This is a genomic window from Streptomyces sp. JNUCC 64, from assembly GCF_054484115.1.
The window spans coordinates 585,589-604,426 of sequence record NZ_CM137015.1; the positions used below are offsets into that span (position 1 = coordinate 585,589).

At 73.6% G+C, this 18,838-nt stretch carries 15 protein-coding genes and 1 pseudogene; 9 read left to right on the forward strand and 7 right to left on the reverse strand.

All coding sequences use genetic code 11. The features are described 5' to 3' along the window. Nucleotides 1–111: 111 nt before the first annotated feature. The 3 genes from ACVWNX_RS02305 (at nt 112) to ACVWNX_RS02315 (ending at nt 4,651) form a co-directional block, all read left to right on the forward strand. Entirely contained in the window at nt 112–321 is a 210-nt protein-coding gene (locus ACVWNX_RS02305; protein ID WP_454412154.1) for a dodecin, read from the forward strand. A gap of 341 nt (nt 322–662) precedes the next feature. After that, the gene (locus tag ACVWNX_RS02310; protein ID WP_454412155.1) at nt 663–1,676 is read left to right on the forward strand and encodes an MsnO8 family LLM class oxidoreductase; all 1,014 of its coding nucleotides are present in this window, start codon (nt 663–665) and stop codon (nt 1,674–1,676) included. Between the two features lie 464 nt (nt 1,677–2,140). Beyond that, nucleotides 2,141–4,651, forward strand: a complete 2,511-nt coding sequence (locus tag ACVWNX_RS02315; protein WP_454412156.1) for an ATP-binding cassette domain-containing protein — start codon at nt 2,141–2,143, stop codon at nt 4,649–4,651. A 166-nt stretch (nt 4,652–4,817) separates the two neighbouring features. On the opposite strand, the gene ACVWNX_RS02320 is transcribed toward ACVWNX_RS02315, so the two are convergent. From ACVWNX_RS02320 to ACVWNX_RS02330, 3 genes are read right to left on the reverse strand one after another with little or no spacing between them, the layout of a single operon-like run. After that, nucleotides 4,818–5,567, reverse strand: a complete 750-nt coding sequence (locus ACVWNX_RS02320; protein ID WP_454412157.1) for a succinate dehydrogenase/fumarate reductase iron-sulfur subunit — start codon at nt 5,565–5,567, stop codon at nt 4,818–4,820. Then, entirely contained in the window at nt 5,564–7,537 is a 1,974-nt protein-coding gene (locus ACVWNX_RS02325) for a fumarate reductase/succinate dehydrogenase flavoprotein subunit (RefSeq protein WP_454412158.1), read from the reverse strand. The genes ACVWNX_RS02320 and ACVWNX_RS02325 overlap by 4 nt, the downstream gene beginning before the upstream one ends. A gap of 2 nt (nt 7,538–7,539) precedes the next feature. Beyond that, nucleotides 7,540–8,247, reverse strand: coding sequence for a succinate dehydrogenase (locus tag ACVWNX_RS02330; RefSeq protein ID WP_454412159.1), 708 nt, complete (start codon nt 8,245–8,247; stop codon nt 7,540–7,542). 94 nt (nt 8,248–8,341) lie between these two features. Here ACVWNX_RS02330 and ACVWNX_RS02335 point away from each other — a divergent pair, with 94 nt between their 5' ends. Beyond that, complete coding sequence (locus ACVWNX_RS02335) at nt 8,342–9,241, forward strand: LysR family transcriptional regulator (protein ID WP_454412160.1); 900 nt, start codon at nt 8,342–8,344, stop codon at nt 9,239–9,241. A 102-nt stretch (nt 9,242–9,343) separates the two neighbouring features. Here the strand turns inward: ACVWNX_RS02335 and ACVWNX_RS02340 are convergent, their stop codons facing one another. Both ACVWNX_RS02340 and ACVWNX_RS02345 read right to left on the reverse strand, forming a co-directional pair. Continuing rightward, complete coding sequence (locus ACVWNX_RS02340; RefSeq protein ID WP_454412161.1) at nt 9,344–11,482, reverse strand: putative bifunctional diguanylate cyclase/phosphodiesterase; 2,139 nt, start codon at nt 11,480–11,482, stop codon at nt 9,344–9,346. Beyond that, a complete protein-coding gene (locus ACVWNX_RS02345) occupies nt 11,479–12,291 on the reverse strand; it encodes an SAM-dependent methyltransferase (RefSeq protein ID WP_454412162.1) in 813 nt (270 codons plus the stop codon). Before ACVWNX_RS02345 ends, ACVWNX_RS02340 begins: the two co-directional genes overlap by 4 nt. A 1,492-nt stretch (nt 12,292–13,783) precedes the next feature. On the opposite strand from ACVWNX_RS02345, the gene ACVWNX_RS02350 reads away from it, so the two are divergent. From ACVWNX_RS02350 to ACVWNX_RS02360, 3 genes are all read left to right on the forward strand, one after another. Continuing rightward, nucleotides 13,784–13,912 carry a hypothetical protein gene (locus tag ACVWNX_RS02350; protein WP_454412163.1) on the forward strand — a complete coding sequence of 43 codons (129 nt, stop codon included), beginning with the start codon at nt 13,784–13,786 and terminating at the stop codon, nt 13,910–13,912. A gap of 18 nt (nt 13,913–13,930) precedes the next feature. Then, nucleotides 13,931–14,695, forward strand: a complete 765-nt coding sequence (locus ACVWNX_RS02355; protein WP_454412164.1) for a bestrophin-like domain — start codon at nt 13,931–13,933, stop codon at nt 14,693–14,695. Between the two features lie 247 nt (nt 14,696–14,942). Further along, nucleotides 14,943–15,509: a hypothetical protein gene (locus ACVWNX_RS02360; RefSeq protein ID WP_454412165.1), complete on the forward strand. Its 567-nt coding sequence runs from the start codon at nt 14,943–14,945 to the stop codon at nt 15,507–15,509. Between the two features lie 144 nt (nt 15,510–15,653). On the opposite strand, the gene ACVWNX_RS02365 is transcribed toward ACVWNX_RS02360, so the two are convergent. Further along, nucleotides 15,654–16,217, reverse strand: a complete 564-nt coding sequence (locus ACVWNX_RS02365; RefSeq protein WP_454412166.1) for a hypothetical protein — start codon at nt 16,215–16,217, stop codon at nt 15,654–15,656. Nucleotides 16,218–16,555: 338 nt separating this feature from the next. Between ACVWNX_RS02365 and ACVWNX_RS02370 the strand changes: the two genes are divergently transcribed. Next, nucleotides 16,556–17,227, forward strand: coding sequence for a class F sortase (locus ACVWNX_RS02370; RefSeq protein ID WP_454412167.1), 672 nt, complete (start codon nt 16,556–16,558; stop codon nt 17,225–17,227). A gap of 100 nt (nt 17,228–17,327) precedes the next feature. Here the strand turns inward: ACVWNX_RS02370 and ACVWNX_RS02375 are convergent, their stop codons facing one another. Then, a complete protein-coding gene (locus tag ACVWNX_RS02375) occupies nt 17,328–18,203 on the reverse strand; it encodes a polysaccharide deacetylase family protein (protein ID WP_454412168.1) in 876 nt (291 codons plus the stop codon). A 397-nt stretch (nt 18,204–18,600) separates the two neighbouring features. On the opposite strand from ACVWNX_RS02375, the pseudogene ACVWNX_RS02380 reads away from it, so the two are divergent. Then, a pseudogene (locus tag ACVWNX_RS02380) lies at nt 18,601–18,797 on the forward strand (hypothetical protein); the annotation flags it as partial. Nucleotides 18,798–18,838: the final 41 nt, after the last annotated feature.

An 18,838-nucleotide genomic window follows, 5' to 3' on the forward strand; every position in this document is an offset into this window, starting at 1 on the left:
GGGTGGGCTCGAAGTTTGGTATGCACCAAGACGCAGGTCAAGAGGCTGAGTGCGCTCCCCGAGTCTACCGTGAGGGGTGGACGCCCAGATGAGGCGGAGAGGAGAACTCCCATGTCCGACCACACGTACCGGGTCACCGAGATCGTCGGCACCTCCCCCGACGGCGTGGACCAAGCCGTCCGCAACGGGGTCGCCCGGGCCTCGCGCACGCTCCGCAACCTCGACTGGTTCGAGGTCACGCAGGTACGGGGGCAGATCGAGAACGGCGAAGTACGGCACTTCCAGGTGGGACTGAAGGTCGGGTTCCGACTGGAGGAATGATCTCCGGACCAGGGGGCAGGAGCTCCGACCGGCCCTTCCCGACGATCCCGCCGGGTGTCCGGAAGGGCACCTTCAGTGGCCGGTAATGAGGGAAGTCTCACGTCCGCACAACCCCTCCCCCACCGAGACCTCTCCCCCTTCTCCACCGCCACCAGACCCGGAGTTACTCCTCCATAGACGGGCACAACGGATGGAACGGACACCCGTGTGGCCGCCACCGTCGTCACATCCGTCACATCCGCATCCGGGGCGCTTCGAAACGCCCCGGGTGCGCCGCGCACGGGCCGGGTCCGGAGCCCACCGCACGGGAATCATCCGGCGGCCCGTGCGTTGAAGCGGGTGTGAGTTCCGTACTGGAGTCCGTCCGCTTCTCCGTCCTGGACCGCTCGCGCACCCGCGAGGGCCACGACGGCCCACGGGCGCTGCGGGACACCGTCGCCTTCGCCCGGGAGGCGGAACGCCTCGGCTACCACCGCTTCTGGGTCTCCGAGCACCACGGGGTGCCGGGGGTCGCGGGATCCGCCCCGACCGTGCTCGCCGCCGCCGTCGCCGCCGCGACCCGGACCATCCGGGTCGGCACCGGCGGAGTGATGCTCCCCAACCACCGGCCGCTCGTGGTGGCGGAGCAGTTCGGAGTGCTGGAGTCCCTCTTCCCCGGCCGGATCGACATGGGCCTCGGCCGGTCGGTGGGCTTCACCGACGGGGTGCGCAGGGCTCTGGGCGTGGACAAGGAAGACGCCGCCGCCGGGGACTTCGCCGGACAGCTCGCGGAACTGCTGGGCTGGTTCGAGGGCACCTCGCCCACCGGGGTCCACGCCCGCCCCGCCGAGGGGCTGCGGATACCCCCTTTCCTGCTCGCGATGGGCGAGGGCGCCGACCTGGCCGCCGCGGCGGGCCTGCCGTTGGTGATCGGCGACCTCAGGGGCCGGGAGAAGATGCTCCGGGGCGTCGAGCGGTACCGGTCGGCCTTCCGTCCCTCCTCCTGGGCCGCCGAGCCGTACGTGGTGGTGTCGGGCGCGGTCGCGGTGGCGGAGACACCCGAACGGGCGCGCCGTCTGCTGCTCTCCGAGGCGTGGGCGATGGCGGTGGCCCGCACCCGGGGCGCCTTCCCCCCGCTGGCCCCGCCCGAGCGGATCGAGGCGCTGACGATGACGGAACGGGAGCGGCGGCTCCACGAGGCGGGACTCAGCGGCCAGCTCCACGGCACCGAGGAGCAGGTGGCCGCGGAGCTGGAGGCGGTGGTCAAGGAGAGCGGCGCCCAGGAGGTGCTGGTGACCACGAGCACCTACGACCGGGAGGCGCTGTTCGACTCCTACCGGCGGCTGGCCCGGGTGGCGGGGCTCGGCGGAGCCTAGGCCGTCTCTTACGGATCTTGCTGGGCTCGCGGGGCCTGGCACGCCCTCCCCCAGGCTCCGCCCGGGGGGACCCCCAGCCGCGTTGTCGTCAGTCGCCGACGTCCCCCGGGCCCGAGGGGCCCGGGAGGTGCCCCCACCGCGTGGGCTCCTTCCTCCGCCTTGCGATCGCACGCACCAGGCCCCGCTCCCTGATCCAGCCAGACCCGTAAGAAACGACCTAGGATCGTGGGGTGCGCCGCCGCCCCGGTGACCGCGCTCCGACGGGCGTCCCCGGACGACCGGCCCCGCGACGGCGGCCCCTTCGACGACCGTCCCGGCCACCGTTCCCCGAGCGCCCCGGACGGACGGCCACCGCCCACCGGCCCACCGGCCCCGGGCGGACGAGTCGACCCCGTACGGAGTACGTCGTGTCCCCAGCAGTCCCTCCAGCCTCCCCGGAACCACCGGAGCCACCGGAGTCCCCCGTGCCCGGGCTCCCGGCCCCCGACGGGTTCGTACGGGTGCGCGGCGCCCGTGAGCACAACCTGCGGGACGTCGACGTGGACATCCCGCGCGACGCGCTGGTGGCGTTCACCGGGGTGTCCGGGTCGGGGAAGTCGTCCCTGGCGTTCGGCACGGTCTACGCCGAGGCCCAGCGCCGGTACTTCGAGTCGGTCGCGCCGTACGCGCGGCGGCTGATCCACCAGGTGGGGGCGCCGGAGGTGGCGGAGATCACCGGGCTGCCGCCCGCGGTCTCGCTCCAGCAGCGGCGGGCCACGCCGACCGAGCGCTCCTCGGTGGGCACGGTGACCACCCTGTCCAACTCGCTGCGGATGCTGTTCTCCCGGGCCGGGACCTATCCGGCGGGCGCCCCGCCGCTGGACTCCGACGCCTTCTCCCCGAACACCGCGGCCGGGGCCTGCCCCGGGTGCCACGGGCTGGGCCGGACCCACGACACCACCGAGGAACTCCTCGTCCCGGACCCCTCCCTGTCGATCCGGGAGGGGGCGGTGGCCTCCTGGCCGGGGGCCTGGCAGGGCAAGAACCTGCGGGACGTGCTGGCCGCCCTCGGCCACGACGTGGACCGGCCCTGGCGGGAGCTGCCGCGCGAGGAGCGGGAGTGGATCCTCTTCACCGACGAGCGGCCCGTGGTGACGGTGCACCCGGTCCGGGAGGCGGACCGGATCCAGCGGCCCTACCAGGGCACCTACACCGGCGCCCGGCGGCTGGTGCTGAAGACCTTCGCGGACTCGCGGAGCGCGGCGCTGCGGGCCAAGGCGGAACGGTTCCTGAGGAGCGCCCCCTGTCCGGAGTGCGGGGGACGGCGGCTGCGGGCCGAGGCGCTGGCCGTGACGTTCGCGGGACGGGACATCGCGGCGCTGGCGGCGCTGCCGCTGGCCGCACTGGGCCGGGTCCTGGCGGAGCACGGCGGGGACTCCCCCACCGCGCGGGTGCTGGTGGACGACCTGCTGGCGCGGATCGGGCCGGTGACCGAACTGGGCCTCGGCTACCTCAGCCTGGACCGGTCCGCGCCGTCCCTGTCCTCGGGCGAACTCCAGCGGCTGCGGCTGGCCACCCAGCTGCGGGCGGGCCTGTTCGGGGTCGTCTACGTCCTGGACGAGCCGTCCGCGGGCCTCCACCCGGCCGACACCCGGGCGCTGCTCGGGGTCCTCGACCGGCTGCGCGCCGCGGGGAACTCGGTGTTCGTGGTGGAGCACCACCTCGACGTGGTGCGGCACGCGGACTGGCTGGTGGAGGTGGGCCCGGGCGGGGGCGAGCACGGGGGCCGGGTACTGCACAGCGGCCCGGTCGCGGACCTCGCCCGGGTGGCGGAGTCGGCGACCGCCCGTTTCCTGTTCGGGGAGCGGGGCGTACGGGCCCCGGGCCGGGAGGCCGGTGGGCGGACGCCGCCCGGGGGTGACGACGACCGGACGCCGCCCGGGGGCGAGTCCCGGAACGGTGACGGCCGGGCGCCGTCGCGGAACGACGGCGGGCGGGCCCCGGGGCGGGAGTGGCTGACGGTCGGTCCGGTCACCCGGCACAATCTGCGCGGGGTGACGGCCCGGGTTCCGCTCGGCGCGCTCACCGCGGTGACCGGGGTGTCGGGCTCCGGGAAGTCCACGTTCATCGGGGCGCTCGCCGCCGGGCCCGACGGGGTGGACCGTCTGGTGAGCGTCGACCAGAAGCCGATCGGACGCACCCCGCGCTCCAACCTCGCCACCTACACCGGGCTCTTCGACGTGGTGCGCTCCCTGTTCGCCGCGACGGACGCGGCCCGGGAGCGGGGGTACGGGGTGGGCCGGTTCTCGTTCAACGTGGCGGGCGGACGGTGCGAGACCTGTCAGGGCGAGGGGTTCGTCTCGGTGGAGCTGCTGTTCCTGCCGAGCACGTACGCGCCGTGCCCGGAGTGCGCGGGCGCCCGCTACAACCCGCGGACGCTGGAGGTGCGCTACCGGGGGCGGACCGTCGCGGAGGTGCTGGACCTGACCGTGGAGGCCGCCGCCGCGTTCTTCGCGGACGTCCCGGCGGCGGCGCGCAGCCTCGCCGCGCTGCTGGACGTGGGACTCGGGTACCTGCGGCTGGGGCAGCCCGCGACGGAGCTGTCCGGGGGCGAGGCGCAGCGCGTCAAGCTGGCGACGGAACTCCAGCGGGGGCGCCGGGGGCGCACCCTGTACCTGCTGGACGAGCCGACGACGGGGCTGCACCCGGCCGATGTGGCGGTGCTGACGGCACGGCTGCGGGAGCTGGTGGCGGCCGGGCACACGGTCGTGCTGGTGGAGCACGACATGTCGGTGGTGGCGGACGCGGACTGGGTGGTGGACCTCGGGCCCGGTGGCGGGGACGAGGGCGGCCGGCTGGTGGCGCAGGGCCCGCCCGGCGCGGTGGCCCGCGCGGCGGGCAGCCGGACGGGCCCGTTCCTGGCACGCGAACTGGACGGCCGCCCGGACGCGCCCGTCCCCTCCGACGACGACCGGGCCGACGGGGAACAGGACTGACGGGGACAGCGGTTCGCGGGTCGCCGGACCGGCGAGCCGGTGGGCCGGAGGCTGACGGGCAGGAGCGGTGCTGAGCGACCGAGGGGCTGACGGGGCCGGGGATGAGCACCACCTCCCGGCCCCGTCCGTTCGCGGATGGGGCGAACGGTCCTGGGTCCGGCGGCGGTTACCGCTCGCCGGAGGAGCGGGTGGCGCGCAGCCACTCGCGGTTCATGCCGGTGATGGAGAACAGCGGGATGCCCTTGGGGCAGGCCGTGGCGCACTCCCCGGCCAGGGTGCAGCCGCCGAAGCCCTCGGCGTCCATCTGGGCGACCATGTCGAGGACCCGGGTCTCCCGCTCCGGGGCGCCCTGGGGCAGGGCGCCGAGGTGGTTGACCTTGGCCGAGGTGAAGAGCATCGCCGCCCCGTTGGGGCAGGCGGCGACGCAGGCCCCGCAGCCGATGCACTCGGCGTGCTCGAAGGCGAAGTCGGCGTCCGGCTTGGGCACCGGGGTGGCATGGGCCTCGGGCGCGGAGCCGGTGGGGACGCTGACGTAGCCGCCCGCCTGGATGATCCGGTCGAAGGCGGAGCGGTCCACCACGAGGTCCTTGACCACCGGGAAGGCCGCGGCCCGCCAGGGTTCGACGTCGATGGTGTCGCCGTCCCGGAAGGACCGCATGTGCAGCTGGCAGGTGGTGGTGCGCTCCGGGCCGTGGGCGTCGCCGTTGATGACGAGGCTACAGGCACCGCAGATGCCCTCGCGGCAGTCGTGGTCGAAGGCGACGGGGTCCTCGCCCTTGAGGATGAGTTCCTCGTTGAGGGTGTCGAGCATCTCCAGGAAGGACATGTCGGGCGAGACGCCGTCCACCTCGTAGGTGGACATGGCGCCGTCGGCGTCGACGTTCCGCTGGCGCCAGACGCGCAGGGTGAGCTTCATGCGTAGCTCCGCTGGGTGGGGTGGACGTACTCGAAGACCAGGTCTTCCTTGTGCAGGACGGGGGCGGTGCCGGTGCCGGTGAACTCCCAGGCGGCCGCGTACGCGAAGGCGTCGTCGTCGCGTCGCGCCTCTCCGTCGGGGGTCTGGGACTCCGCCCGGAAGTGGCCGCCGCAGGACTCCTCGCGGTGCAGCGCGTCGAGGCACATCAGCTCGGCGAGTTCCAGGTAGTCGACGACGCGGTTGGCCTTCTCCAGCGACTGGTTGAACTCCTCGCCGGTGCCGGGGACCTTGATGCGGCGCCAGAACTCGTCCCGGATGCGCGGGATGCGTTCCAGGGCCTTGCGCAGCCCGGCCTCGTCGCGGGCCATCCCGCAGTACTCCCACATGAGTTCGCCGAGTTCGCGGTGGAAGGAGTCGGGGGTCCGGTCGCCGTCGACGGCGAGCAGCAGCCGCAGCCGGTCCTCGGTCTCGGCCAGGACCTCCTGGACGGCCGGGTGGGAGGGGTCGAGGTCCTCTCCGGCGGGGCGGGGGTGGCGGGCGAGGTAGTCGTTGATGGTGGCGGGCAGGACGAAGTAGCCGTCGGCGAGGCCCTGCATCAGGGCGGAGGCGCCGAGCCGGTTGGCCCCGTGGTCGGAGAAGTTGGCCTCGCCGACGGCGAAGAGCCCGGGGACCGTGGTCTGGAGGTCGTAGTCGACCCAGAGCCCGCCCATGGTGTAGTGGACGGCGGGGTAGATCCGCATCGGGGTCTCGTACGGGTCCTCCGCGGTGATCCGCGCGTACATGTCGAAGAGGTTGCCGTACTTCTCCTCGACCTTGTCGCGGCCCAGGCGCCGGATGGCGTCCGCGAAGTCGAGGTAGACGCCCTGGCCGCCGGGGCCGACGCCACGGCCCTCGTCGCAGACGTTCTTCGCGGCGCGGGAGGCGATGTCGCGGGGGACGAGGTTGCCGAAGGAGGGGTAGATCCGCTCCAGGTAGTAGTCGCGCTCGTCCTCCGGGATCGCGGCGGCCGGGCGGTCGTCGCCCTTGGCCTTGGGGACCCAGATGCGGCCGTCGTTGCGCAGCGACTCGCTCATCAGGGTGAGCTTGGACTGGTGGTCCCCGGTGCGCGGGATGCAGGTGGGGTGGATCTGGGTGAAGCAGGGGTTGGCGAAGTGGGCGCCCCGGCGGTGGGCCCGCCAGACGGCGGTCGCGTTGGAGTTCATCGCGTTGGTGGAGAGGTAGAAGACGTTGCCGTAGCCGCCGGAGGCGAGGACCACCGCGTCGCCGAAGTGGGTGTCGATCCGTCCGGTGACCAGGTCGCGGGCGACGATGCCCCGGGCCCGGCCGTCGATGACGACGAGGTCGAGCATCTCGGTGCGGGGGTGCAGCTCGATGTTCCCGGCCGCGATCTGCCGGGACATCGCCTGGTAGGCGCCGATGAGGAGCTGCTGTCCGGTCTGGCCCCGGGCGTAGAAGGTGCGGGAGACCTGGACGCCGCCGAAGGAGCGGGTGTCGAGGAGGCCGCCGTACTCGCGGGCGAAGGGGACGCCCTGGGCGACGCACTGGTCGATGATCTCGACGGATACCTGGGCGAGCCGGTGGACGTTGGACTCGCGGGCGCGGAAGTCGCCGCCCTTGACGGTGTCGTAGAAGAGCCGGTGCACCGAGTCGCCGTCGTTGCGGTAGTTCTTGGCCGCGTTGATGCCGCCCTGCGCGGCGATGGAGTGGGCGCGGCGCGGGGAGTCCTGGTAGCAGAACTGGACGACGCGGTAGCCCTGCTCGGCGAGGGTGGCGCCCGCCGAGCCGCCCGCGAGTCCGGTGCCGACGACGATCACGGTCTGCTTGCGCCGGTTGGCGGGGTTGACGAGCTTCGCCTCGAACCGCCGCTTGTCCCAGCGCTCGGCGATGGGGCCGCCGGGCGCCTTGGCGTCCACCAGGGGGTCGCCGGTGCGGTAGGCGGTGTACGGGTGGGAGGGGTCGTGGGAGGCCATGGTCAGCTCACCAATCCGGTCATGACGCCGACGGGGACGGAGACGAAGCCGACCGTCAGCAGCAGTGCGAGCGCGTTCGCGGAGGTCTTGAGGAAGCGGTCCCGGGACCGGCTGCCCGCGCCGAGGGTCTGGGCGGCGCTCCAGAAGCCGTGGCGCACGTGCAGCCCGAGGGCGAGCACCGCGGTGATGTAGACGACGTTGCCGTACCAGGTGGAGAAGGTGTCCACGACGTTCTGGTACGGACGGCCCTGCTCGAATCCGCCGGGGTGGGCGTGGCCGGTGGTGAGGTCGAGGATGTGCCAGACCAGGAAGAGCAGCAGGATGATCCCGCCCCAGCGCATGGTGCGGGTGGCGTAGCTGGCGCGGGGCTTCTTGTGGACGTAGCGGGCGGGGCGGGCCCGGATGTCCCGGCGGCTGAGCTGGTAGGCGCAGACGCCGTGCGCGACGACGGCGGCGACCAGCACGACCCGCAGCATCCACAGGGCCCACTCGTGGTGGAGGACGGGGGCGCCGAGGGTGCGCAGCCAGTGCGCGTACTCGTTGAAGGAACTCGTACCGAAGAAGATCTTCAGATTGCCGATCATGTGGGCGACGAGGTAGCCGAGCATGATCAGGCCGCTGACGGCCATCACGGTCTTCTTGCCGACGGTCGAGTCCCAGATGGTGCGCGTCATGGACGGCCGTCGGCCCGTCCGCGTTGCCAGAGCCATGTACCAGCACGCTACGGACCGGTTTCCGATCGGTCCAAGACATGGAGTGGCTCATTTCCATAGTGATGCGCTATGTGCCGCGTACACTGGCGTCATGCAGCTCCAGCAGCTCCGCTATTTCGTCACCGTCGCCGAGACCCGGCACTTCACCCGGGCCGCCGAGCAGGTGCACGTGGCGCAGCCCTCGCTCTCCCAGCAGGTCAGGGCGCTGGAGCGGGAGCTGGGCGCCGACCTCTTCCTGCGGGCCCGGGGGAACATCACCCTGACCGACGCGGGGGAGGCCCTGCTGCCGCTGGCCCGGCGCATCCTGGCCGACGCGGACACCGCGCGGCACGAGGTGCAGGAGCTGGCGCAGCTGCGGCGCGGCCGGGTGCGGCTCGGCGCCACCCCGAGTCTGTGCACGGGGCTGCTGCCCGAGGTGCTGCGGGCCTTCCGCGACCGTTACCCGGGCGTCCGGCTGGTGATCGAGGAGGGCGGCTCGCACGATCTGGTGCGGGAGCTGGCGCGCGGTGCGCTGGACCTGGCGCTGGTGGTGCTCCCGCTGCCCTCGCCGTCGCCCGCGCTGACCACCGTGGAGATGCTGCGGGAGGACCTGGTGGTGGTGTCCTCACCGGACGCGCCCGCTCCCGGTCACGGCGGCGAGGTCCGGATCGGGGACCTCGCGGGGGAACCCCTGGTGATGTTCCGGCACGGCTACGACCTGCGGGAGCTGACGGTCGCCGCCTGCCGCGCGGAGGGCTTCGAACCGGACTTCGCGGTCGAGGGCGGCGAGCTGGACGCGGTGCTCGGGTTCGTCCGGGCGGGGCTCGGCGTCGCCGTGGTGCCCCGGATGGTCGCGACCCGCGCCGGACTGGACCTGCGGGTCACCCCGCTGTCCCGGCCGGGTCTGCACCGGACCATCGCGCTCGCCCACCGCAGTGACGTGGCCCCGCCGCGCGCGGCCCGGGAGCTCCAGCGGCTGCTGCTGGAACGGGAGACGACGGCCGACCGCTGAGCCGCCTCGGTACCGGTCCCTCCGGGAGGGAGGGCTCCCGGACCGGGGAGGGGAACACCTCCCCGGGAGACGGCACCGGACGCGCGGCCGGTCGACGGCCGGTCAGCCGACGGCGTCCGCGAGGGCGAGTTCGTGCAGCCGGTCCGGTGGGCCGGGGCGGGCGTAGTACCAGCCCTGGGCCGTGTCACAGCCCAGTTCGCGCAGTTGCTCGGCCTGGGCCCCGGTCTCGACCCCCTCCACGGTCACCGCGAGGTTCAGGCTGTGGGCGAGCGAGACGATCCCCTCGACGATCTTGATGTCGACCGGGTCGGCGGGGAACCGCTGCATGCCCTGGGTGAAGGAGCGGTCGAGCTTGAGGACGCTGACGGGCAGCCGACGGAGGTTGGCGAGGTTGGAGTAACCGGTGCCGAAGTCGTCCAGGGCGATGTCCACCCCCATCTCGGCCAGCCGTCGCAGCGGCTTGAGCAGGTCGTCGTCGGCGCCGATCAGCGCCGACTCGGTGACCTCCAGACAGAGCGCGGCCGGGGCGAGCCCCGCCCGTTCCAGGATCTCCACCGTGTCGGAGACCAGCCCGGGGTGGGTGAGCTGGCACGGGGAGAGGTTGACGTTGACGCGCAGCGGTCCGTCGACGGTGCCGTGCCGTTCCTGCCACAGGCACGCCTGGCGCACCGACTCCTCCAGCACCCAGCGGCCGAGCGGGACGATGAGTCCGGTGCGCTCCGCGAGGGGGATGAAGCGGTCGGGGCCGAGCACCCCGTGCTGCGGATGGGACCAGCGGACCAGGGCCTCGGCCCCGCTGACGCTGCCGTCCCCGAGCTGGACCAGCGGCTGGTACTCGATGAAGAACTCGCCGCGTTCCAGGGCGGTGGGCAGCGCGGTGGTCAGACCGTGCCGGGTGATGGCGCGCGCGTCTGCCTCCTCGTCGGCCATCTCGTAGCGGTTGCCGCCCGCGGACTTGGCCCGGTACATGGTGATGTCGGCGCTGCGCAGCACCTCGGCGGCGCCGCGTTCCCCGGCCGGGCCCTCGACGATGCCGATGCTGCCGCGCACGGACAGCTCCCGGCCGTCGACCAGGATCGGGGCGGACAGCGCGGCGAGGATGCGTCCGGCGAGTTCGTCCACCGCCTCCTCGGTGTCGGGGCCGGTGGTGAGGGCCACGAACTCGTCCCCGCCGAGCCGGGCGACCATCTCGCCGGGGGCGGTGGCGCACCCCTGGAGCCGGTCGGCGACCTCCACCAGGAGCCGGTCGCCCGCGGCGTGCCCGAGGCTGTCGTTGATGATCTTGAATCCGTCGAGGTCGAGGTAGCAGAGCCCGAAGCGCTGGCCCTCCCCCGCCGAGAGCGCCTTCTCCAGCCGCTCGAAGAACAGGGTCCGGTTGGGCAGTCCGGTGAGCGCGTCGTGGGTGGCCTCGTAGCGCAGCCGGAGGTTGAGCAGCCGTCGCTCGGTGGTGTCCTCCATCAGCGCGAGCTGGTACTTGGGCTGGCCGTCGGCGTCGCGCAGCAGGGAGACGGTGAGGTTGGTCCACAGGGCGGTGCCGTCGGGGCGGTGGAACGCCTTCTCGACCCGGTAGTGCTCCCGCTCCCCGCGGATCAGCTCCGCGTACAACTGCCAGACGTGCGGCGGGTCGTCGGGGTGGGTCCACTCGACGAGGGGACGGCCGCGCAGTTGCCGTTCCCCGCTGCCGAACATCCGGACCAGGGCGTCGTTGACCTCCAGGACCATGCCGTCGAGGTCGGCGATGCAGATCCCTATCGCCGCGCCCTCGAAGACCGCCCGGAAACGGGCCTCGCTGGCGTGCAGGGCCTCGGCGACGGCGGTGCGGGCGGCGAGCGCCGCCCGGGAGATGGCCTCCTGTTCGGCGAGGGTGCGCTCGCGCAGGGCGTGGGCGAACCCGGCCGCCGCCGCGTGCTGGAGCCGGGCGGACCTGGCCTGGAGCTCCTCCTGGGGGCCGTCGCCACCGCAGTACAGCACCAGGTACGCCTCGACCACGTCGAGGGTGCGGCTGAGCGCCTCGGGATCGGTGCAGTGCGCGTCCACCAGGGCGGCGCCGACGGCCTTGCCCTCCGCCGCGTCGAAGGTGCGGGCGAGCAGGGCGTCCCGCAGCCGCCGGGCGAGCGGCAGCAGTTCCCGCTCGAACTCGACCCGGGTCCGGGAGGTCGCCGTCACCGGGTAGAGGGTGCGGCTCCAGATGGTGGCGAACCTGCGTGCTCTGTCTTCCGGTCCGTCCGGCTCGGTGCTCACGCTTTGCGCCCCACCCCGACGAATCCGCCGAACAACGACGGGTCCGCCTCGTTCGGATCGGTTTCGGGCCGCCAATCCGGCAGCGGCACGAGCCCGGGTTCCAGCATGTCGTATCCCTCGAAGAACCGTGCGATCTCGTCGCGAGAGCGCATGATCAGTGGATTGCGGGTGCTCTTGTAGACGTCCACGGTCCCCTCCGCGCGTTCGGCGGCGATCCTCATCCCTTCGTAGGAACCGTGACTGACGGTCAGCAGGCTGCCGGGTGCGAGCGCGTCCCGGAGCTGCGCGACCGCGGTGTGCGGGTCGTCGGCGTCCTGCACGAAGTGGAGCACGGAGACGAGGAGCAACGCCACCGGCCGGTCGAGGTCGAGCAGTTTCCCGACGGGCTCCGAAGCGAGGATCTCACGCGGGCGGCGCAGGTCCGCACCGACCACGTCGGCGCGCTCGTTCTCGGCCAGCACCGCCTTGCTGTGGGCGACCGCCACGGGATCGTGGTCGACGTAGACGACCCGGGACCGGGGATCGGCGGCCTGCGCGACCTCGTGGACGTTTCCGAAGGTGGGAATGCCGGACCCGATGTCGAGGAACTGGGTGATGCCTTCCGATACCGCGAGTTCGATCGCCCGGCGCAGGAAAGCGCGATTCGCCTGGGCGACCCGGGGTATGGCGGGAATGAACTCCATGGCCTGCCGGGCCGCTTCCCGGTCGACCTCGAAGTTGTGTGAACCTCCGAGGTAGAAATCATAGATCCGCGACACGCTCGGAACCGTGATGTCAATTCCCTGAGGGGCCCAGGAAGGGCGGTCCATCGCAGTCTCCTACGCGTCGTCCGGCCGGTGTTCGGGCCGAGGCTACTGATCGGCCGCCAAGGGAGCGAGCCGAAGCGGAAATTGGCGGTCCGTTCTCGGTCACTGCCACCGGCAAGTGCCAATGGCCCGCTGTACGCATACAACCGTTTCCCTCGCGCTGGCAACCGGCGTCGCGCGCGGAAACGCCGAACGGCCCGGTCCGTTCTTTCCCGGCGCGGCGCGCGGGAAGGGAACGGACCGGTCCCGCGCACTCGTCTCGCCCCCACGCGCCTTTCCGTTTCCGTCGCCGTTTCCGGGTGCGACTCCGGTGCGGACCGACCGGTTCACCCGCCGGTCCGCACCGAGGTAGCCCTCACTGCCTCTGCGTCCGGGAACGGCCGGACGTTACTGCGCGGTGTTCCGCCGTCCTTCCTGACGGTGGACCAGGTGCCTTGCGGGTCCTTCCGGTTGGCGTTCCGGAACGTCGGGGACGGGAGCGGAGAGGGAGCGGGCGGGAGGCCGGTGGTCCCGGTCGGCCGCCGCGACGACGCGGTCCGCCGGGGGCGTCCGGGGGGCGGCGCGGATCCGGGCGCGCCGGGCCGGTGTCCCGTTCCGGTTCCCGGCAACGGCGCGGCGAACCCACGGACCCCGCCCCACCCCGTCCCGTCGCGTCGCGTCGCGTCGCGCGCACCGAAACGCGTGCCGCCGGGGAGGCGTTCCCCCGGGACGGGCTCGGCGCAGGGAGGCATCGGGACGAGCGGCGGACGAGCCCTCCGTCACCGGCCGTGACCACGGACACGGTGCGGCCGGTTCCTCACGCCCGACGAGGGGCGAGAACGGGCCACGCGTTCCGCCCCCTATCCCCCTTGGACTGGGCGTTCGTCAATACGACACGCCAGACAATCACCCTTTCGGAGCATTCATGTCCATGGGGCGCGTGGGGCGGGAGCGCTCCCTCCATCCTCAGGGGGTGTACGGATACCGACGGACCTGGTCCGCCCTGCTGATACGGGCGGTCGCACCGCTCGCGCTCGCCGGGCTCTCCGCCGCACCCGCCGTGGCACTCGTCCCCACGACCGCGTGCGCGCACGCGTCGACCGGCGACGGCACCACCGCGGTGGCGGTCGCCGGTGGCGACGCCCTCACCTGTTCGCCCAGCCCCACTCCCACCCCTCCGAAACCCACGCCCACTCCGACCCCGACGCCCCCGGAACCGACCCCGACGCCGACCCCTCCGAAACCGACGCCCATCCCGACCCCGACACCGACTCCCGTCCCGCCGACCGTCCCCACCCCGACCCCGGAGCCGCCCGCGCCGACTCCCCCACCGCCGCCCGCGCACCCCGCGCCGCCCGCGCCCCGGCCGACGCCCCCGGCTCCCACCCCCGAGCCGCCGCCCGCCGCAGCGCCCCCGGAGACCCCGAGGCCCCGACCGGTCCCGGTGGTCAAGCCGTCGCCCACCACCCCCCGCCCGACACCCACCCCGTCGGCGCGGCCCTCCCCCCGGAAGAAGGTGACCTATCCCGAGTACCGGCCGACGTTCCGCCGCGCCCCGGTCCGGCACGGTCCGTCTCTCGTCTCCATGACCCTGCTCATCACCGCGCCCGCGGTACTCGCCGTGGCCGCGCTCCGCCCGCGCTGACCTCTGGAGGAATGTCCGATGCCGGAATGGCTTGTTCTCACCCTCGCGATGGTCGCCGCGTGTGGCGTCATCCTCGCCGTCACCTTCTTCCAGCACCGGAGGATCGGGATCGACGACGACCCGTCCGAGACCCCGGACGTGATCGAGTACATCACCATGATGATCGGCGTCGTGTACGCCATCGTCCTGGGGCTGGCGATCGCGGGCGTCTGGGAGGCCCGGAGCGCCGCGCAGGACCACGTCCAGGTGGAGGCCCGCGCGCTGCACGAGGTGCACGAGCGGGTGCGGGTCTACCCGGCCGAGGTCCGGGACCGCGTCCGCGCCGACGTCGACGCGTACGTCGGTCACCTGGTGGACGTCGAGTGGAAGAAGATGGCGGACACCGGTGAGCTGACCGCGCGCGGGGACGACCTCATGGACCGGATCCGCCACGACGTGACGGACTACGAACCGCGCGACGACTTCGAGGCACAGGCCTACCAGCCGCTCCTCGACCAGGTGACCGTGGCCGACCAGGCCCGCAACGGCCGGGGGGCGTCCGCCCAGCCGACGATGCCCGGGGTGGTGTGGTTCGGGCTGATCGTCGGCGCGGTGGTCACCCTGGGGATGGTGTTCGCCCTCCAGATCAGGAGAACCACCCGGGAGCTGATCCTCGCCGGGCTGTTCTCCGTGCTGATCGCCTTCCTGCTCTTCCTGATCTGGGACTTCGACACCCCCTACGAGCGGAACGCGCTCACCGGCGCCGAACCGTTTCTGACGCTGTTCCCCGGGGCCGGTTCCTGACCTCCGGTCCCCTCGGCCGCTCCGCCCCGGGCCCGGGGCGCGCGGCCCGCCGCCACGCCGGTGGTGTCCCCCGGGCGGGGGACACCACCGGCGTGGCCGTTCCCCCGTCCGGCCCAGCGGTGTGACCCGTTCGCCCGGCACCGATCGCGGGCCGGGCGCGGCGTCCCTAGCGTTCTCGGCGACGGAGGGCACGACCCGACACCAGCGGAACAGGTCCGCGGCTGCCCCTCGGGACCGGAGGATCACCATGCGCGCGATACGCCTCGCCTCGGCCACCGCGCTGGCGGGCACCGCACTGGCCGCCAGCGCCCTCGCCCTGGCGGCCCCGCACGCGACCGCGGAGGACCGGGGCACCGAGGAGGAACGCGCGGAGCACGGCCGGTTCGAGGCGAGCGCCGCGCCCACGACCATCGCGGCGGGCGGACGGGTCACCCTGCGGGCGTCCGGCTGCGCCGGGGAGACCCGGGTCACCGCCGGGATCTTCGACACCGTGCGGCTGCGCGAGGGCGACCGCTCGCACACGGTGACCGTGGACGAGGACGCCCGGGCGGGCGCGGAGTACGCGGTGCGGTTCAGCTGCGAGGACGGGGCGAGCCGGACCGTGCACCTGACCATCGCGGGCGGCCACCAGTCGAGCGGGCACCCGGTGGAGCCGGACACCGGGCAGCGGTACGGGGTGCGGGCCGGGATCGGCGGCACGGTCGCCGGGTTCGACCTGGGGCGGATCGGTCTGGGCGCCGCGCTGATCGGCGGCGCGCTCGGCTCGGCCTGGTACGTGACCCGGCGGCGCTCCGGCGACGACGCGTCCTCCTGACGGGCGCCGGGAGCGCATCCGGATGAGGGCGCCGACGCCGGACGGCCCGTCCCCCGGACCCGCGAGGTCCGGGGGGCGGGCCGTCCCGTGCGTTTCCCGTGTTTGTGAGGGGGGAGTTCCGCCGGAGGGGGTCGGCGGAACCCGTCAGGTGCGGTTCTCCGCGCGACGGCGCAGCCAGAAGAATCCGCCGCCGACCGCCGCCAGGGCGACCAGCCCGCCGCCGATCGCCATGTCGGTGCGGGTGGCACCGCTCTCGCTGCTGCCGCCGAGGCCGCCGCGGACCCCGCCGATGACGGTGAACGCGTGGTGGCGGGTGTGGCGGCGGCCGTCGCACTCGGCGGTGATCTCGTGGGAGCCCGCCGAGGCGAAGCGGTGGACGGTGACGGTGGCCGTGGCGGTGCCCCGGCCGTCACGGTCGTCACGGCCGAGGCCGGTGAGCCGGGTGCGCTCGAAGACGGGCGACTCGACGAAGCCGTTGCCGCAGGAGCGTCCGTCGACGGTGACCGTCAGCCGACCGCCCGCGGCGATGACGCTCGGATGGGCGGTGATGTCACCGATCGCACCGTTGTCGTTGTTGTTGTTCTGATGGTTGTTCTGGTTGTTGTTGCTGTTGTTGTTCTGGTCGTTCCCGGCGGTCGCGACGGGGGCGGCCACCCCGACGGCGGCCACCACGGCGGTCGAGACCACCAGGGCACGGAAGCTACGCATGGACATCCTCCGGGCAGGCGCCCCGGGGTACGGTCCCCGGTCGGTCGGCGAGAGCGCCTCCGCAACCGACCCTCACGGGACGCGCGCGGGCGCGCATGTCGGCGCTCGGCCGTCCCGGTGAGACGGCGCCCGGGGGCGTACCCCGTGGTGTGCCATCACCGCAGGTCACGGACCGTCAGAAATTTCCGGGCGGCGCCGACTCGGATGGCGCACGGCCGCTCGGGGCCGCCACCCGTTCGCCGCCGTCGCGTCGCCGCCCGCGCCCGGCGCGCTTAGCGTGCTGCTACGCGCCGACGACGAGTCCGGCCGCGGCCGGACCGCGCCGAGAGGGGATGGCCATGTCTGCGTCCCAGCCGTTCGAACCCGAGCGGCCGAGGAAGCGCGCGCCGTGGGGCGTGATAGCTCTCGTGCTGCTGACCGGCCTCGCGCTGATACGGAACGGGTCGGGCGAGTTCGACACCGGTCCCCCGCAGCCCGCGCCCGTGTCGGCGGCGGACCGCCGGGGCCCCGTCCCGGTCCCGCCGTCGGGCGTCGGCGAGGAGGTGGCGGCGCTGCCGTTCTCCCGTGCCGAGCGGGTGACGATCCCGGCGATCCGGGTGGACGCCCCGATGATGCCCGTGAACCTGGACGCGCAGGGCTGGGTGGACGCCCCGCCGCCGGAGGACCCCAACCTCGCGGGCTGGTTCTCGGGAGCGGTGTCGCCCGGGGAGAAGGGCACCGCCGTGGTGGTGGGCCATGTGGACAACACCAGTGGCCCGGCCGTGTTCTACGGGCTGGGGGCGCTGGAGAAGGGCAACCGGGTCGAGGTCCACCGGGCTGACGGACGGACCGCGGTGTTCGAGGTCTACGGGATCGAGGTCTTCCAGAAGGAGGACTTCCCCGGCGACCAGGTGTACGGGGACACCGGGTACCCCGAGATCCGGGTGATCACCTGCGGCGGCGGGTTCACCAAGCAGGACGGCTACGCGGGCAACGTGGTGGTGTTCGCCCGGATGACCGGGGTGCGCTGAGCACGACGGAACGCCGGGAGCACACGGGATGCGCGAGGGGCGGACCCGCGAGGGGCGGGGTCGCGCGGGCGCGCGGCCCCGCCCCTCGCGGGTCCGGGGCTCAGAGCGACGCGCGGTCCGGGAGGACCATCCGGTAGCCCTCGTCGAGGAGTCCGGGCAGCCAGGTGCGCAGCGCCCGGACGGTCTGCGAGCGGTCGCCGCCCGCGTCGTGGGAGAGGACCACGGCTCCGGGGCCCGCCCCGTCGAGGACCGCGCGGGTGATCGCGGTGGTGCCGGGGGTGTCCCAGTCGACGGTGTCGATGGTCCAGGCGAGGGGTTCCATGCCGAGGTCGGCGCCGACCTCGAAGACATGGCGGTTCCAGGCGCCGTAGGGGGCGCGGAACCAGGACGGCGGGGTGCCGACGACGCGTTCGACGACATCGCTGGTGCGTTTGATCTCGGAGCGGATGGCGCTACGGGAGAGGGAGGGGAGGAGCGGGTGACTCCAGGTGTGGTTGCCGATCACATGGCCCTCGTCGGCCATGCGCCGGGTCAGCGCCTTGTTCCACAGGACCTGTTCGCCGCAGACGAAGAACACCGCGGGCACGGCGTACCGGCGCAGCACCTTCAGGATGTCGGGGGTGTAGGCGGGGTCCGGTCCGTCGTCGAAGGTCAGGACCATCGTCCGCCGCCCGTCGCTGTCGAGCCGCAGGACGGGGGCGCGGCGGACGGCGGGCCGGGTGACCGTGCGGGTCCTGGGCGGGGGGCCGTAGCCGGTGAGCGGCTGGAGCCGGTAGGCGGAGGACCTCAGCGGGGCGAAGGCCGGAGGGCCGGGGGCCGCCGGTGCGACGGTGGCGGTGGCCGGGGGCCCGGGAACCGGGCGACCCGGGGGACGCGGCCGGTCGACGGCGAAGCAGCCCGCCGTGGCGGCCGCGCCGAGGGCCGCGGCACCGCGGAGGAGCGTACGGCGCGCGGATGTCGTCCGATCATCTTTCATGACTAATCCGTCGCACGGCTCAGCCGTCCGGTGGTTCACCGACGCCGGAGCGCCGCTCCAATGCACCCGATGGGAGCAAGGGGCCACCGACCGGGGTCCGGTGGGCAGTCTGCCACGGGTCGGCGGGCCCGGCCGGGGTGGACGCGCCGGAGGAACCCGGCGCTCGCCGGGGGCGTGCGCCCCGGCCCACGGGGTCCGCGTCGCCCGAAAGGCCCGGAAGGGGGACCCGGCGGCGTACGCGACGGGTCCGCGCGCCCTGGCACGCTTCCGTGTTCCGGAGGAAGGGGCGGACGGGTCACCCGGCCGGGCCCCGGGCGCGTCCGCGTCCCCGGCCCGGGGCACCGCGCCGTCATGAGCGGCCGTCAGCAGGACACCGGACACGAGGAGCGAGGTCCGCGCGTGCGCCGCTCTGTCGTACGCCGAGTTCGCCGAGTTCGCCGAGTTCGCCGGACTGATCCCCAGGCGGGTTCGGCCTACGCCTACGGGTACGCGGGGGTCCTCGGGGAGCTGGCGGGCTGGTTCATCGGCTGGGGCCCGCCAGCTGGAGTACGCACCGCGATCGTGGCGGTGGTGGCCATCGGCGGCTCCGGGTACCCCGCTTCCTGGTCGAGCGGACCGGGGAGCGAGCCGCGCGG